The 14,809-nt window shown below is 63.6% G+C and carries 13 protein-coding genes; 6 read left to right on the top strand and 7 right to left on the bottom strand.

Annotated features, from left to right (window positions below):
* Positions 1-21 precede the first annotated feature (21 nt).
* The 3 genes from ACIU1A_RS25020 to ACIU1A_RS25010 all read left to right on the top strand — a co-directional run bounded on the left by ACIU1A_RS25020 (position 22) and on the right by ACIU1A_RS25010 (position 3,616).
* Entirely contained in the window at positions 22-1,122 is a 1,101-nt protein-coding gene (locus ACIU1A_RS25020; RefSeq protein ID WP_140558448.1) for an ABC transporter substrate-binding protein, read from the top strand.
* 110 nt (positions 1,123-1,232) lie between these two features.
* Positions 1,233-2,309, top strand: a complete 1,077-nt coding sequence (locus tag ACIU1A_RS25015; protein ID WP_404925526.1) for an extracellular solute-binding protein — start codon at positions 1,233-1,235, stop codon at positions 2,307-2,309.
* Positions 2,306-3,616 (top strand): flavin monoamine oxidase family protein, encoded by a 1,311-nt coding sequence (locus ACIU1A_RS25010; RefSeq protein ID WP_404925525.1) that lies wholly within the window; start codon positions 2,306-2,308, stop codon positions 3,614-3,616. Before ACIU1A_RS25015 ends, ACIU1A_RS25010 begins: the two co-directional genes overlap by 4 nt.
* Here ACIU1A_RS25010 and ACIU1A_RS25005 read toward each other — a convergent pair.
* The 3 genes from ACIU1A_RS25005 to ACIU1A_RS24995 are packed head-to-tail and all read right to left on the bottom strand — an operon-like array spanning position 3,580 to position 6,429.
* The gene (locus ACIU1A_RS25005; protein WP_404928013.1) at positions 3,580-4,653 is read right to left on the bottom strand and encodes an ABC transporter ATP-binding protein; all 1,074 of its coding nucleotides are present in this window, start codon (positions 4,651-4,653) and stop codon (positions 3,580-3,582) included. The two genes, ACIU1A_RS25010 and ACIU1A_RS25005, sit on opposite strands and share 37 nt — an antisense overlap.
* A gap of 37 nt (positions 4,654-4,690) precedes the next feature.
* The gene (locus ACIU1A_RS25000) at positions 4,691-5,515 is read right to left on the bottom strand and encodes an ABC transporter permease (RefSeq protein WP_140525484.1); all 825 of its coding nucleotides are present in this window, start codon (positions 5,513-5,515) and stop codon (positions 4,691-4,693) included.
* Complete coding sequence (locus tag ACIU1A_RS24995) at positions 5,512-6,429, bottom strand: ABC transporter permease (RefSeq protein WP_140517906.1); 918 nt, start codon at positions 6,427-6,429, stop codon at positions 5,512-5,514. The genes ACIU1A_RS25000 and ACIU1A_RS24995 overlap by 4 nt, the downstream gene beginning before the upstream one ends.
* Before the next feature lie 335 nt (positions 6,430-6,764).
* Between ACIU1A_RS24995 and ACIU1A_RS24990 the strand changes: the two genes are divergently transcribed.
* Positions 6,765-8,183, top strand: a complete 1,419-nt coding sequence (locus ACIU1A_RS24990) for an aminotransferase (protein ID WP_404925524.1) — start codon at positions 6,765-6,767, stop codon at positions 8,181-8,183.
* Between the two features lie 74 nt (positions 8,184-8,257).
* Here ACIU1A_RS24990 and ACIU1A_RS24985 read toward each other — a convergent pair whose 3' ends face one another.
* Entirely contained in the window at positions 8,258-9,460 is a 1,203-nt protein-coding gene (locus ACIU1A_RS24985; RefSeq protein ID WP_404925523.1) for an aromatic ring-hydroxylating dioxygenase subunit alpha, read from the bottom strand.
* Between the two features lie 438 nt (positions 9,461-9,898).
* Here ACIU1A_RS24985 and ACIU1A_RS24980 point away from each other — a divergent pair, with 438 nt between their 5' ends.
* A complete protein-coding gene (locus ACIU1A_RS24980; RefSeq protein ID WP_140500616.1) occupies positions 9,899-10,309 on the top strand; it encodes a hypothetical protein in 411 nt (136 codons plus the stop codon).
* A 131-nt stretch (positions 10,310-10,440) separates the two neighbouring features.
* Here ACIU1A_RS24980 and ACIU1A_RS24975 read toward each other — a convergent pair whose 3' ends face one another.
* Together ACIU1A_RS24975 and ACIU1A_RS24970 are read right to left on the bottom strand one after the other, a co-directional pair.
* Positions 10,441-12,528 (bottom strand): ATP-binding protein, encoded by a 2,088-nt coding sequence (locus ACIU1A_RS24975; protein ID WP_404925522.1) that lies wholly within the window; start codon positions 12,526-12,528, stop codon positions 10,441-10,443.
* Between the two features lie 160 nt (positions 12,529-12,688).
* Entirely contained in the window at positions 12,689-13,462 is a 774-nt protein-coding gene (locus tag ACIU1A_RS24970; protein ID WP_181167426.1) for a response regulator, read from the bottom strand.
* A 45-nt stretch (positions 13,463-13,507) separates the two neighbouring features.
* On the opposite strand from ACIU1A_RS24970, the gene ACIU1A_RS24965 reads away from it, so the two are divergent.
* A complete protein-coding gene (locus tag ACIU1A_RS24965; protein WP_140500617.1) occupies positions 13,508-14,209 on the top strand; it encodes a response regulator transcription factor in 702 nt (233 codons plus the stop codon).
* Positions 14,210-14,290: 81 nt separating this feature from the next.
* On the opposite strand, the gene ACIU1A_RS24960 is transcribed toward ACIU1A_RS24965, so the two are convergent.
* Positions 14,291-14,458 (bottom strand): hypothetical protein, encoded by a 168-nt coding sequence (locus ACIU1A_RS24960; protein WP_140558462.1) that lies wholly within the window; start codon positions 14,456-14,458, stop codon positions 14,291-14,293.
* Positions 14,459-14,809: the final 351 nt, after the last annotated feature.

Below are 14,809 nucleotides of genomic sequence, written 5' to 3'. Positions count from 1 at the left end.
ATAAAAGAGGATGGAACAGCAATGAAGACATCAATCCAGCGGCTGACATTGGCCCGACGCCTGACATTGACCCTGGCATTGACCGGCGTGCTGGCGGCCTCGGCCGCAGCCCTGGCGGTTGCCGCCGACAAAGACCTGGTCGTGTTCGACTGGTCCGGCTATGAGGATCCGAGCTTCCATCCGAAATATGTCGAAAAGAACGGCGATTCGCCGACCTTCGCCTTCTTTGGCGACGAGGACGAGGCGTTCGAAAAGGTGCGCTCGGGTTTCAAGGCCGATCTCGGCCATCCCTGCTCGCAGAGCGTGGTGAAATGGCGCGAGGCCGGCCTGCTGCGGCCGCTCGACACATCGAAGATCACAGGCTGGAAAGATCTCAATCCCGGAATCATGGCGATGAAGGATCTCGCCACGACCGCGGACGGCAAGGCCTGGTTCATGCCCTGGGACTGGGGCAACACCCAGCTCACCTATAATTCCGAAAAGGTCGACGCAAAGGACGTGCAGTCGCTGAAGGCGTTCGCGGATCCGAAGTTCAAGGGCCGGGTGTCGATCGGCGACAATGTCGACGACGCCTATGCGCTGGCGAGCCTCGCCATCGGCGTCAAGGACTGGACCAAGATGACCGACGACCAGTTCAAACAGGCGTCGGATTTCCTGCGCCAGGTGCATAAGAACGTGCGCTCCTACTGGACCGACACAACGGACGTGGTGCAGCTTTTGAGCGGCGGCGAGGTCGATCTTGCCTGGGCATGGAACGACGCCACCGTGCAATCGGTCGCCGCCGGCGTGCCGATCAAGGCCAAGAAGGACACTAACGAAGGCATTTCGACCTGGGTCTGCGGCTATGTGCTGTTCAAGGACGCGCCCGGCAATGTCGACAAGGCATATGATTATCTGAACGCCGTCAACGATCCCGAAACCGCCAAGGTGCTGGTCAAGGACTGGGGCTATGGCCAGGCCAACGCCAAGGGCATGGCCGGCGTCGATCAGGCCGTGCTGAAGGAAAAAGGCTATGACGACGTGCAGAAATTCGTCGACAAGACGCTGTTCCAGTCGCCGGTGCCGTCGCAGCTCAAGCTCAAGATGATCGCCGAGTTCGAGAAGATCAAAGCTGGATATTGAGCCGGTTCGGCCGCCCGCCCGTCTGCGGAGATGGTGGGCGGGCGGGCTCGCCAAGAGAGGCGAATTCTCATAACCTCGCGGCAGCCTTTCGCGACGGGGGAATTCGCACCATGAAGCCAATGCTACGCCGCCTTGCCCTTGCCGTCGTCTGCGTGATCGGCGCCGGCACCGTCTATGCCTGGGCGGAAGGTGGCGGCGACCTCGTCGTGTTCGACTGGTCCGGCTATGAGGACCCGCTGCTGCACCCCGCCTATGCCGCCAAATACGGCGCCGAGCCGACCTTCGCCTTCTTCGGCGACGAGGACGAGGCCTTCGAAAAGATGCGAGCCGGCTTCAAGGCCGACATCGCGCATCCCTGTTCGCAAAGCGTGGTCAAGTGGCGCGAGGCGGGCATGCTGCAGCCGCTCGACACGTCGAGGATAGCAGGCTGGAAAGACCTCAATCCCGGCATCATGGCGATGAAGGATCTCGCCACCACCGACGACGGCAAAGCGTGGTTCATGCCATTCGACTGGGGCAACACCTCGCTTCTCTACCGCACCGACAAGGTGACGCCGGAGCAGGCGCAATCGCTCAGGATCTTCGCCGACCCGAAGTTCAAGGGCCGCGTCACCATCGGCGACAATGTCGACGACGCCTATGCGCTGGCGAGCCTGGTCATCGGGCTGAAAGACTGGACAGGGATGACCGATGCTCAGTTCCAGGAGGCGTCCGCCTTCCTTCGCGACGTGCACAAGAACATCCGTTTCTATTGGACCGACGACACCGATCTCAACCAGGCCTTCATCGGCAATGAGGTCGATCTCGTCTGGGGCTGGAACGAGACCTATGTGACGCTGAAGGGGCAAGGCCTGCCGATCGCCATGAACCGCGACAGCAAGGAAGGCATCTCGACCTGGGTGTGCGGCTATGTGCTGATGAAGGACGCGCCGGGCAAGCTCGACCAGGCCTATGATTTCCTCAGCGCGGTCAATGCGCCGGGGGTGTCGGACTATATGGTCAAGACCTTCGGCTACGGCCATGGCAACGGTGCCGGCATGGCCGCGGTCGATCACCAGGTGCTGGCCGACCGCGGCTTCGACAATCTCGACAAATTCCTCGACAAGACGCTGTTCCAGCAGCCGGTGCCGCCGGCACTGAAGCAGCGCATGGTCGCCGAGTTCGAGAAGATCAAGGCCGGCTATTGAACAGCGGATCCGCAAGAGCCGATGTCGTCATCATCGGCGCCGGCTTCACCGGGCTGTCGGCCGCGCTCGAGCTGAAAAAGGCCGGCGTCGATTTCGTGCTGCTCGAAGCGCGCGACCGTGTCGGCGGGCGCGTCGAGTCGATGGAGATCGGTTCCGGCGAGCGCATCGACAGTGGCGGGCAGTTCCTGTGCGAGGACATGCCGGAGCTGATGGCGCTTGTCGACGCGCGCGGCAAGACGCTTGTCGAAACCCATGTCGACGGCGCGTTTATCGCCCAGCCGCCAATCTCCGCCGCCGAGGCGAAGCGAACCTATTCTGGTTCGATGGCGATCCGCGATCGGATGAACGCGATCGCGCCGGACGATCCCTCGATTGCCGGGCTGACCGTTGCCGCCTGGCTCGACCGGCAAGACGATGCCGATGCCGCCAAGGCAGCCTTCCGCTCGATGATCGAAGGCCTGTGGTGCCTGACGCTGGAGAAACTGCCGCTCTGGCACCTGATCGACAACGATCGGCGCATCACCAATGAGGTGCCGGAGCTCCAGTATTTCCTGCGCGAGACGATGCAGTCGGTGGCCGAGGACCTGGCCAGCGATCTCGGCGACCGGCTGTGGCTCAACGCGGCCGTTTCATGCATCGAGCATGGACCGCAAGCCGTTCGCATCGTCTCGGCGGCGGGTGTCATTGAAGCGCGGGCGGCACTTGTCGCGGTGCCGCCGGTCATGGCGGCGAAACTGGGCTTCGCACCCGCCCTGCCCGAATCCCTGGCGAAGGCGCTCGGCGTTTGGGAAAGCGGCGCCGTGATCAAGGTGCTAGTGCGCTACCCCGCTGCCTTCTGGCGCCGCCGCGGCTTGAGCGGCATGGTGATGTGGCGCGACCCGCCGGGGCTGTTCGCTTACGATGCCAGTCCGGATGAAGGCCACGCGGCGCTGGTCGTCTTCGTCGGCGGCCCGCTCGCCTTGCGCTGGGGTGAGCTTGGCGAGACGGCACTGCGCGCCGAAGTGACCGGGAAACTGGTGGAAGCCCTCGGTCCCGACGCGGCCGAAATCGCGGGTTTCAGCCAGCGCGACTGGACGCATGACCGCTGGAGCGGCGGCGGCTACAGCGACCTCATCGTCGACGTCGCGGCGACCGATGCCGAACCTGTGCTCCTGGCCGGCGCGCCGCCTGTTCATTTCGCATCGTCGGAGCTGTCGCCGTCATTTCCCGGCTATGTCGAAGGGGCGATCGTTGCCGGTCGCATAGCGGCGCGAAAGATCATCGCGGACCGTCAATCCGCCATCGCCACCAGGGCTTCGGGATCGTAGGCGAGGCGAATCGAAGTGCCGACCGGAATATCGTCGGCGCCGAAATCGTTGGTCTCGGTTACCGACAGCGGCTTTTCCAGGCCGGGGATCTCGACGATCAAATGGGTGATCTCGCCAAAATAGTGGCGTTCGACCACCTTTCCGGCAACCTCGAACTTGGCCGTCGCATTGTCCCACAGGACGCGCAGGCGCTCCGGGCGGATGCCGAGCGTGGCGCCGCCGCCATTGCGCACGAAGGCCTTCGGCTTGTCGGTCTTCACACGGCCGAAGCCCAGCGTGTCGACGACCAGCGAGGCGCCGTTCTCCTCGACGATCTCGGCCTTGACGAAATTCATGCCGCCGAGGAAGTCGGCGACCTGGCGGTTGACCGGCCGCTGGTAGATCTCCTTGGGCGAGGCGACTTGCGCGATCCTGCCGCCGAACATCACGGCGATGCGGTCGGACATGGCCAGCGCCTCATACTGGTCGTGGGTGACCAGCACGAAGGTGATGCCGACGGCCTGCTGCAGGCGGCGCAGCTCGACCTGCATCTGCTCGCGCAGCTTCTTGTCGAGCGCCGACAGTGGCTCGTCGAGCAGCAGCACCTTGGGGCGCATCACCAGCGCGCGGGCAAGCGCGACGCGTTGCCGCTGGCCGCCGGACAGTTCGGTGGCGAGACGCTTGCCGAGACCGGTCAGCGACACCTGCGCCAAGGCTTCCACGACGCGGCGCTTCTCCTCGCCGCCCTGGAGCTTCAGCCGCTTCAGGCCATAGGCGACGTTCTGCTCGACATTGAGATGCGGGAAGATCGCATAGCTCTGGAACACCATGTTGGTCGGTCGGCGATTGGGCGCAATGCCTTCCATCGGCTGGCCGCCGACCGAAATCGAACCGCTCGTCGGGTTGTCGAAGCCGGCGATCATGCGCAACAGCGTGGTCTTGCCGCAGCCGGACGGGCCGAGCAGCGAGAAGAATTCGCCCTCGCGAATGGTCAAGGAGGCATCGTCGAGCGCCTTGAAGGCGCCGTAGCTGCGGGTGACGCGGTTGATCTCGATCATCGTCCGTTCGGACAGGGTTCGTGCCGATGGGGCCTGCTCAGGCATAAAGCCCTCCCTCGTTCTGGGTGCGTCTGGCGGCGCGGCGGCGCAGGATTTCGGCGACGGTCATCAGCAGGAAGGAGGCGACCAGCAGCAGCGTGCCGAGCGCGAGCACGCCCGGCAGTTTCGCCGCGAAGCGCAACTGGCCCCAGATATAGATCGGCAGCGTCGCCTCGGTACCGGTCAGGAAGAAGGCGATGATGAACTCGTCCAGCGAAATGGTGAAGCAGACCAGCAGGCTGGAGATGATTGCCGGCGCCACCATCGGCAGCGTCACCCGCCGGAAGGTGCCGAAGGCGCTCTCGCCGAGGTCGGCCGAGGCCTCCTCGAGGCTGCGATCGAAACCCTCGAAGCCGGAGGTCAGCACCGTCATCGAATAGGGGATGCAGACCAGGACATGGCCGAGCACGACGGTAAACAGAGAGAGGCTCAAGCCGAGCTGCAGCATCACCAGCAGCATCGAGATGGCGACGATGACTTCCGGCAGCACGAGCGGCGCCATGATCAGACCGTTGATGGCCCGCCGGCCGGGATAGCGGTAGCGAGTGATCGAGCGGGCGGCGAGGATGCCGAGAACCGTCGAAAGGACGGACGCCGAGACGCCAACGATCAGGCTGTTCCAGGTGGCGTCGAGCAGCGCCGGCGTGTTGGGCAGGTCCTCGTACCATTTGAGGGTGTAGCCGGTGAGCGGGAATTTCGGCGTGGCCGCCGTGTTGATCGAAAAGATCGGCAGGAAGATCACGGGCAGATAAAGGAAGCCGACATAGAGGAAGGCGTAGGCCGACAGCCAGCCGCCCGGCAGCAGACGTCGCGCCGCGCTCATCGCGCAAGCCTCTGGGCGGCACGGATGACCAGCACCGTGGCGCCGGCCATCAACGTCACGACCAGCATGGTGGTGACGGAAAGGGCGGCGCCCAGCGGCCAGTTCGAGGCCTTGCCGAACTGCGCCTGGATGGCGTTGGCGATCATGACGCCGTCCTTGCCGCCGACGAGCTTGGGGGTGACATAGTCGCCGACCGTCGGGATCATCACGATCAGCGCCGCCGAGATGATGCCTGGCGCCGACAGCGGCAAAGTCACGCGAAGGAACGAACGAAAGGGACCATCGCCGAGATCCGTAGCCGCCTCCACCAGGGTCCGGTCGATCTTCTCCAGCGAGACGAAGATCGGCAGGATGGCGAAGGCCGCCCAGGCGTGGGTCAGCGTGATGATGACGGCGCTCGAATTGTAGAGCAGCGCCGTCGACGGCTCGTTGATGATGCCGAGGCCGATCAGCCCGGAGTTCAAGACGCCGTTATAGCCGAGAATGACCTTCCACGACATCACGCGCAAGAGATAGCTGGTCCAGAACGGGATGGTGATGAGGAACAGCCACAGGCTCTTGTGGCGGCCGCCGTGGAAGGAAATGAAATAGGCGATCGGATAAGCCAGGACGACGGTGAAGAAGCTGACCGTCAGCGAGATATACAGCGAGCGCCACAACAGATCGCGATAGATCGGCTCGGTCAGGGCGACGCGGTAGTTTTCCAGCGTGAAGGTGCGGTCGATGGTCAGATAGTTCTGCGTCCAGAAGGAGTGGGCGATGACCACCAGGATCGGCAGGACCAGGAGGATGAGCGCGTAGAGAAAGGTTGGGCTGATCAGGGCAAAGCCCTGCACGGGTTCGGATTGCAGAAGGGCATTTCGTCTGGCCCGCGTCATGCGCAACGGGGGCGACCCTTCCACCGCCGCCGTCATTGCCAGACTCCGGGGGGCAGGGCTCCGGCTGTGATCTCGGTTGCTGGCCTGGAGCGTCCCGCCATGCGGTATCCCGTTGGACTGGCGCCGGGTGTTTGTTCCCAATTTTGTTTTGGAGCGCGATCGAACGCAAAACCGGTGACCAGTTTTGCTGATCGCGCTCCGAGCTTGCCGGCTTTCTTTCATCATGCCCGCATCCGCGGATTGAAATCAAGCGCTATTTCTGAGATATTGATTGAACGGACATTCAAAATAGTACGGATTATGCCCGAAATTTCCGGCACTGCCGGCCAAATTTCGAAATCCTGAATTCGACGAATGATGTGGAGATGACAATGGCGGCTGCGAGGGACCTGAAGGCGAGCGAAATGGCCGGAGCCGGAGCCGCCGATACCGTCGAGTTGGCCAGGCGCCATCTCGTCCAGCCCTGGCCGTATGCCGGTTCGGTCGGCGCAGAAGCGCGCGCGCTGATCGGCGAAGGCGACGGCATCTACATAACCGACGGCACCGGCAAGCGGTTGATCGACGGGCCGGCCGGCATGTGGTGCGTCAATGTCGGTCATCGGCGCGAGGAACTCGCCAGGGTGATGTACGACCAGGCGATGGCGCTGTCCTACAACACGCCGTGGTACACGATGAACGCGCCTTCGGCGGAACTTGCCGGTCGCATAGCCGGTCACGCGCCTGGCGATCTCAGCCACGTCTTCTACACTACGGGCGGCTCCTCGGCGGTGGAGACGGCGCTGCGCTTCATGCAGTTCTACAACAATGTGCGGGGCCGGCCGGAGAAGAAGCTGATCCTGTCGCGCGGCGGCGCCTATCACGGCTCGACCTATCTGTCGGCCTCGCTCAATGGCCGCCCGCGCGACCGTGACTGGATGGACGGCGCCGACGAGCTGGTGATCAAGCTGTCCTCGCCCGATCCGTTCCGTCGTCCGCAGGGCATGAGCATAGCTGATTTCACCGACTTCCTCGTCGGTCAGTTCCGCGACACCGTCGCGCGAGTCGGTGCTGACCGGATCGGCGCTTTCGTCGGCGAGCCGGTGCAGGCCTCCGGCGGCGTTATCGTGCCGCCGGACGGCTACCTCAAGCGCATCCGCGAGATCTGCCGCGACAACGACATCCTCTATGTCTCCGACGAGGTGGTGACGGGCTTTGGACGGCTGGGCCATGTCTTCGCCTCCGGCGATGTGTTCGGCATCGATCCCGACATGATCACCTTCGCCAAGGGTGTGACGTCAGGCTATTTCCCGCTCGGCGGCGTCATCATATCGGAACGGCTGCTGGAGGAACTGCGCCGGTCGAACCATCCCGACGCGATGTTCGGCCATGGCCTGACCTACACCTCCCATCCGGTCGGCTGCGCAGTGGCGCTCAGGAATCTCGACCTTCTGGAGCAGGGCGTACTTGCCCACACGCAAGCGGTCGCGCCCTACTTCCAGGCGCAGATGAAGACGCTGGAAGAATTGCCGTTGGTCGGCGAGGTGCGCGGGCTGGGATTGATGGGCTGCGTCGAATGTGTCGCCGACCGCGAAAGCAAGGACCCGCTGCAGCTCGACAAGGATGTCGGCAAACGCATCGACGCGCATTGCCACGAGCTCGGCCTGCTGGTGCGGCCGCTGATCAACATGTGCGTGATGTCGCCGCCGCTGGTCATCACGCGCGAGCAGATCGACGACATGGTCGGCATTTTGCGCGAGGGCATTTCGCGCACGATGGATGATCTCAGGAAAGAAGGGGTGTGGCGGGGATGACGTTCTTTCTTCGCCCCGCATAGGACGGGGAGAGGAGCGCTCTCACCGATGGTTTCGCCAATTATCGGCGTCGCCTATCCACGCGACCGCAGCGCGTCGTTCAAGTTCCACATGTCCTTCTCCTCCGGCGCCGTTTCGAGCCCAAGCACGGGGATCTGCCTGCGCAGATGGTCGTGGTGGGTGCGCACTCCGTATTCTAGGTCGGAGAGGTAAAAACCCTCGAAGGCTTCCGACAGCATGGATTCGTTCGACCACACCGAAAGCTGGACATCCTCCGACATGGTGTCGCGGTCGATGCGGAAGGAGAGATAGCGGGCCGCAGCCTGCTCGCGGCTTTCGTCGCGATTGCGGTAAATGGCGCCGCGCAGCAGGGTCTCACCCGTCGACAGCGGGAACTCCTGATAGAACTGCACCGATTCCGGCATCACCGAGAGGACGGCATTGGGGAAGATGCCATAATAGACCCAGGCCTTCTTCAGATAGTCCGGCAGATGCGCCGGCTCCGGCGCGATCTTGACGTAGTTCCTTACGCTCCAGCGACGGCCGGCATGCGGGTTGTAGCTGGCGAAGGAGCGCGACACGCCGTTGACGAAGGGTTCGTCGAAATAGGTCGCGCCATAGAGGTCCTGCAGAGCCGGGTGCGCCATGGCGACGTGATAGCCCTCATTGTCGACGTCGCGCACCGACTTCCAGTTGACCGGAGTTTTCTGGGTCCAGATGCCCCAGGAGGGCACCATGTCGGCGGCCTTGTAGTGCGAGAATTCGGGCTCGATCGGCTTCATCAGCTCGGCGACGGACGGCTGCGGGCCGCCAGCGCGGAAGCGGATGAAGATGAAGCCCATCCAGACCTCCAGATCGAGCGGCATCAGGCCGAACTCGGTCTTGTCGAGATCGGGAAAGGAACGCGGGCGGGCAGCGCCGCGCAACGTGCCATCGAGATTGTAGACCCAGCCGTGGAACGGGCACACAAGCGCGTTCTTGCAGTTGCCCTGGCTGTCGGCGACGACACGGCTGCCGCGATGGCGGCACATATTGTTGAAACCGCGCACGACGCCGTCCTTGCCGCGCACGATCAGAGCGCGTTCGCCGACGACGTCCATGGCCAGGTAGTCGCCTGCGTCAGGGATGTCGCTGACATGTCCGGCGATTTGCCAATGGTTGCGGAAAACGTGCTCCTTCTCGAGTTCGAGGAGGGCATCGGAATGGTAGCTCCAGCCAGGCAGTCCCCGCCGGTCCCAATCGTTGGGAATGGCCACGTCACGGAGATGCGGGTTCATAAAACGTCTCTTCTTTTTATTGAATATCCGTTCAATATAATCATATTTTTCATTGAAATGCAATGGCTTGTGGAAACAAGCATATTTTCGAAAGAAAATTGGCGCGCCGATTTCAATCCAATCCGATGTGACGGCTGGCCCCGAAAACCCCGGAGAATCCGGGCGTTAGCCCGGGTTTCAAAGCTTGGTTCCGGCAGGGTTTCGAAGCAAATCCTGCCACGGCGGAAGCCGAGGCAAAAGGCGTCGCCGCGCGTCTTGCCCGCTTGCCGATCCGCCGAGCCGAGATCGGCAAGCGGGCGCGTGATGCCCAGTTGGTGGGGGCTGCCGCGGGTGCCGTTTCAAGGCGGTTACAATATCAGATTCACGCCAGCTTTCCGCTGATACAGAGCGCGACTAAGTTCGTTTTATCAAAAAAGAAAGTCAGCGAAAGGGATGATGATGCATGCGAAAGTTCAGATTGCCAGCAACGACCGCCGGTCCCAGGCTCCGGAGCGCGTTGGCCGCCGCCCGAAGCTGGCGTTGCGCCAGCGCGCCAGCGACCACCCCATGGCGATGTTCATGGCGCTGGCTGCTTGCGCCTTCGCCGGCATGGCGTTCGCGCCGACGGTCGGCCCGGCCTTTGCTTCGCTCAATCCACCGGCCAACGTCGTCGGCGGCGCAATGACCACCACCAGAACCGCACGCCTGCCGATGTCGATGGTCGACTTTGCCTGCAAGGGTCAGGCCTGGGGCGCCGAGAGCGTCGATTGCCTGCGGGCCATAGCCGAGCAGTCCGGAGCCCACAAAGCCCGTGCGGTCCGGATGATCGCCAATGCCGCGCCGCTGACCAATACGCCGAATATTTTCTGAGTTCGACTGAAACATGGTTCCGAAGCGGCTCCGCTTTGGAACGTGCCGCGGCGCTCCCCGAGCGCGTCCAGCGCTCCCTTCGGCTCCCGCCGCATGTCGGCCGGGGGCTTTTTTTAACCGGTTGGTACGGTCTATCCCTTCGAAACCACCTGGTCGGCAATGGCGGAAAGCACGCTGCGCACATCCAGCGTGCTGAACGGTTTCTCCAGGATCTGCGGACGCTGCAAGGGCGGCAGCGCCTCGATTTCGGCCTTGGCGCCGATCAGGTCGCCAGTGACCAGCACGAAACGCCGCGCCAGTTCCGGTCTTTCGGCAAGCAACTCTCGATAGATGGTCATGCCGCTTGTTCCAGGCATGCGCAGGTCCGAAAAGACGATGTCGGGCGGCATGTGGCCAGCCAATATGGCTGTGGCCGTGTCCCAGAGGGGCGCGATCCGTGACTTGATGCCCATCAGTTCGAGTATGTCGGAGAGCGAACCGGCGACGTCGGGCTCGTCATCGATGATCAAGGCGTGGCGCAGCCCGCTCGATCGCGGCTGGCCCTCGCCGGCGATGGCGACGCCGGCTACAATGGCCGGCAGCTGGACGACGAAACGGGCGCCACTTGGCAGCACTTCCTCGAACCAGACATTGCCATTGTGCCGCTCGATGATCGATTTCGAGATCGACAGGCCGATGCCGGTTCCGACGCCGACCGGCTTGGTGGTGAAATAGGATTCGAAGATGCGGGACCGGATCGCTTCCGGTACGCCAGGCCCATTGTCCTCGACCGAGAAACCGGGATCGCCGCGCTCGCTGCGGAAGGTCCGCACCTTGATCAGCCGGTCGCCGCCTATGCCTGCCAGCGCATGCTGGCTGTTGATGAGGAAATTGGCGGCCACCTGGGTGACGTGATCGGCGTCGGCCATGGCCAGCAACGGGCCAGGCGCGAAATCGGTGTCGATGATGATCCCGCTCGAGCGCGCGCCGTAGGCGGTCACCTCGAGCGCCGCGCGGATCACCTGGTTAAGGTCCGTCTCGGCCCGCTCGGTCGGATGCAGCCGGACCATCGACAGGAAGCTCTTGACGATACGGCCGCAGCGCTCGGCGGCGGCGCGAACTTTCTCGGCGCGAACCTTGGTCTGCGGATCGGAGGCGAATTCGTGCAGCAGCGTCGACTGGGCGACAACCACGGCCAGCGGGTTGTTGAGCTCATGCGAGACGCCCGCAAGCAGCGAACCCATCGCCGCCATCTTCTCGTTCTGGTGCAACTTCTCGCGCTGCCGATTGATCTCCTCCTCGGCGCGCAGCTTGTCGCGCAGGTCGCGGATGGAGCCGAAGATCAGGCGGCGGTCGGCGACTCGCATCTCGGTCGCCGTCAGTTCGATGGGGAAAATCTCGCCGGCGGCGTTCTGGGTCACCGTCTCGAGCCGCTGTCCGACCATTGGCGCGCCGCGGCCGGACATGTATTCGGCCCCCGACGCATAGCCCTTACGGTAATAGATCGGCACGATGGTGTCGAGCAGGTCCTTGCCGAGGATATCGCTGCGCAGGAAGCCGAACATCTTCTCGGCGGCCGGATTGAATTCGACGATCGAGCCGGTCTCGTCGATGACGAGGATGGCATCGAGCGAGGCTTGCAGCATGGTGCGGCGGATGACCTCGCTGGCGTGGGCGTCGGAGGGCGAGCGTTCGATCGCGTCGCCGATGGCCAGCGCGATGATGTGCAGCGTCGCTTCTTCCTCGTCGGTCCATTCGCGCTCCTCGATGCAGTCATTGACCGCCAGCGTCCCCCATAGGTGGCCATGCGCGAACACGGACACCGACAGGAACGATTTAATGCTCTGTTTTTCGAAATCGGCTCTCAGGAAGCCGTCCAGGTCGCGCGTATGGCCGGCGAAAATCTTGCCCTGCCGTTCATCCTCCTGCAGCCGTTCCAGCAGCGGATCGGCGTTGATGATCGACTGCACGATCACCGTCGGCGAGGCCAACTCGCCACCGAGCACGGGATCGATCCAGTAGGCGGCCACCGACTGGGCAAATCCCTGACCGGGCAGTTCGCGCAGGCGGAACAGGATGCCGCGCTGGCAGTCCATTGCGCGGCAAAGCGTTTCCAGTATGGCTTCCATCTCGCGCTGCCAGTCGCCGGCCTCGCGCAGCCGCCGCACCACGCGCACGGCCGCCATCGCCGCGCCTTGCCGGCCGTCTTGCATGTCCGTGCCTGCTGCTTCAGCGGTCATTTTCAGCCATTGTTGCGGTGCCAAGCGGATTTCATGCGCCGCGTTTCAAATCCTTGCTTTTATGCCTTGTCCCAAATCCAAGAGCGTTTTTGGGGCGACAAGTATTGCGACGGGTCCGTCCACAGACCAGCACAGGCGCGGGAGCAATCCCCGCGCCCACTTAGTGGCCGTCGCCGGCCGGCAGCGAGAAGATATAGCCTTCGCCGCGCACCGTACGCAGGAATTTCGGGCTGGCCGGATCCGTTTCTATCTTCTTGCGCAGGCGCATGATGCGAATGTCGACCGCGCGCGAGGATTCCGGATCTTCGGTGAGGCCGATCGCTTCGGAAATGGCAGCACGTGTCAGCAGCCGGTTGGCGCGGGTCAGGAAAACCTCCAGCACGTCGAACTCGCTCTTGGCCATGTCGATCACCGCGCCGTTGGCGCCGGTGACCAGCCTGCCGTCGAGATCAGCCTGGAAGGAGCCGAAAGCGACAGAGCGGCGGGGATCGCTCGCCTTTTGGCCGTGCATCGGCGCGTGCTGCGGAACCCGGCGCAGCACGCTGCGGACCCTGGCCAGCACCTCGCGCAGCTCGTAGGGTTTGACGATGTAGTCGTCGGCGCCGAGCTCAAGTCCGACGATGCGATCAAGCGCGGTGCCGGCGGCGGTGGCATAGATGATGCCGATCGGCAGTCTCGAGCGCAACCAGCGGCCGAGCGATAGCCCATCCTCACCCGGCATGGCGATGTCGAGGATGGCGAGGTGGAATGATTGCGTTTCGACCAGGCTGCGCGCGGCGGCCGCGGTTTCGGCGGTCGCCACGTCATAGCCGGCGGCGCCGAGATATTCGGCGACCGCCTCTCTTAGATCGGGCTCATCCTCGACAATTAAAATTCTTGCCCGCACGATGCGCTCGCTCCCACTTTCGGTGGAAAGTAGATTGGGTATAAACATGATGTCCAGCACTCATATCGGGTTGCCAGGAAATGGTTGGAAAACATGGCTGCACGCGCCGTTATCGGGCTTATCTGCGTCGCCGACGTGGTGGCGACCGAACTCGCCGATCACCTTGAGCGGCGAGGCCACGACGTGCGTCAGGCGCGCCAGCCCTGGGAAGCGGAATCTATGCTGGCGGGAAAGGGCGTCGACGTCGTCGTCGTCGGTGACAGCCTCAGCCAGGCGGAGGGACGTGATCTGCTCAGGCGTTATGGCAGCCAAGGCGGGGGCGGTGAAGGCGGACCGGATTTCATCCTGATCTGCCGGCCGTGCGACCTCGTCGACAAGGTGCTGGCGCTCGAGCTCGGTGCGGCCGACGTCATCGAAAGTCCGCTCAATGTCAGGGAACTCGCCGCCCGCGTCGGCGGCCTGCTGACGCGGCGGGGCAGGGCCGCCCAGGAACTGATCGTGTTGGAGAACGCGACCGTCGATTTGAGGTCGGCCATCGTCATGCACCGCTCGGGCACGGAGGAGCAGCTTTCGCCCGGCCAGGTGGCGCTGCTTCGGCTGTTCCTGGCCAGTCCCCGCAAGGTGCTGACGCGCGACGACATAATCGCGGCGGCGCCGGCCGAGAATGTCGACGCTTTCGACCGCTCGATCGATTCGCGCATCGTGCGGCTGCGCCGCAAGCTCGATACGGAAGCCATCATCACCATACGCGGCGCCGGCTACCGTTTCGATCCGCCGGCGCAATTCGCCGATTGACGGCTGGGCGCTCACGCAATTCCTCTGGTTGAGCATCGGATTTCCAAACCGGTTTTCACCTCGGGCCCGATTGCCCTGCGCTCAGCGCACCACCAGTAGCGATGGCCCCGGCGGCATGTCGCTGCCTGCCGCGAACTCGCCTGCATGCGCGCGCTCTTTCAAGAGCACGGTGGCGAGCCCGGCAAAGCCGAGCAGGCCCTGTGCGTAGAGCAGTGCCGAAAGCACCGAAGCTGCAAGTTTCGTTTTCATTGCGTCAATCCCCAGTAAATCATGTTGCGGCAGCTTGTTTTCCGAAGACCAACGCCCGTCTTGGGTGGGCGCGTGACGCCTCGGCATACTTCAGGAACTCCCGAAGTGCCCGCGCCGTCTACGGAGCCCCCCGTCACGGCGCGGGCCTTCGGTCCTCTCAGCAGCAAGTTGCCGGAGGGGCCGCGCAATGCCAGCAGCCGAAGGCCAACCCGCCAGTGGGCCTTGAGCCGGACGATGCGCAGGCTGGAACAATCCAGACCGTGGCACAAAACAGGACGGTATAGAGGGTTGAGATCTCACTCGAACTCATCGCCGCGAGGCTGGCCATGGAACCGTCGGCAACCGTGCCGG

The sequence above is a fragment of the Mesorhizobium maamorense genome, assembly GCF_044998965.1.
Taxonomy (GTDB): Bacteria; Pseudomonadota; Alphaproteobacteria; order Rhizobiales; family Rhizobiaceae; genus Mesorhizobium.
Note: the sequence above shows the minus strand (reverse complement) of the source record. Positions and strands in the feature narration are given on the sequence as shown.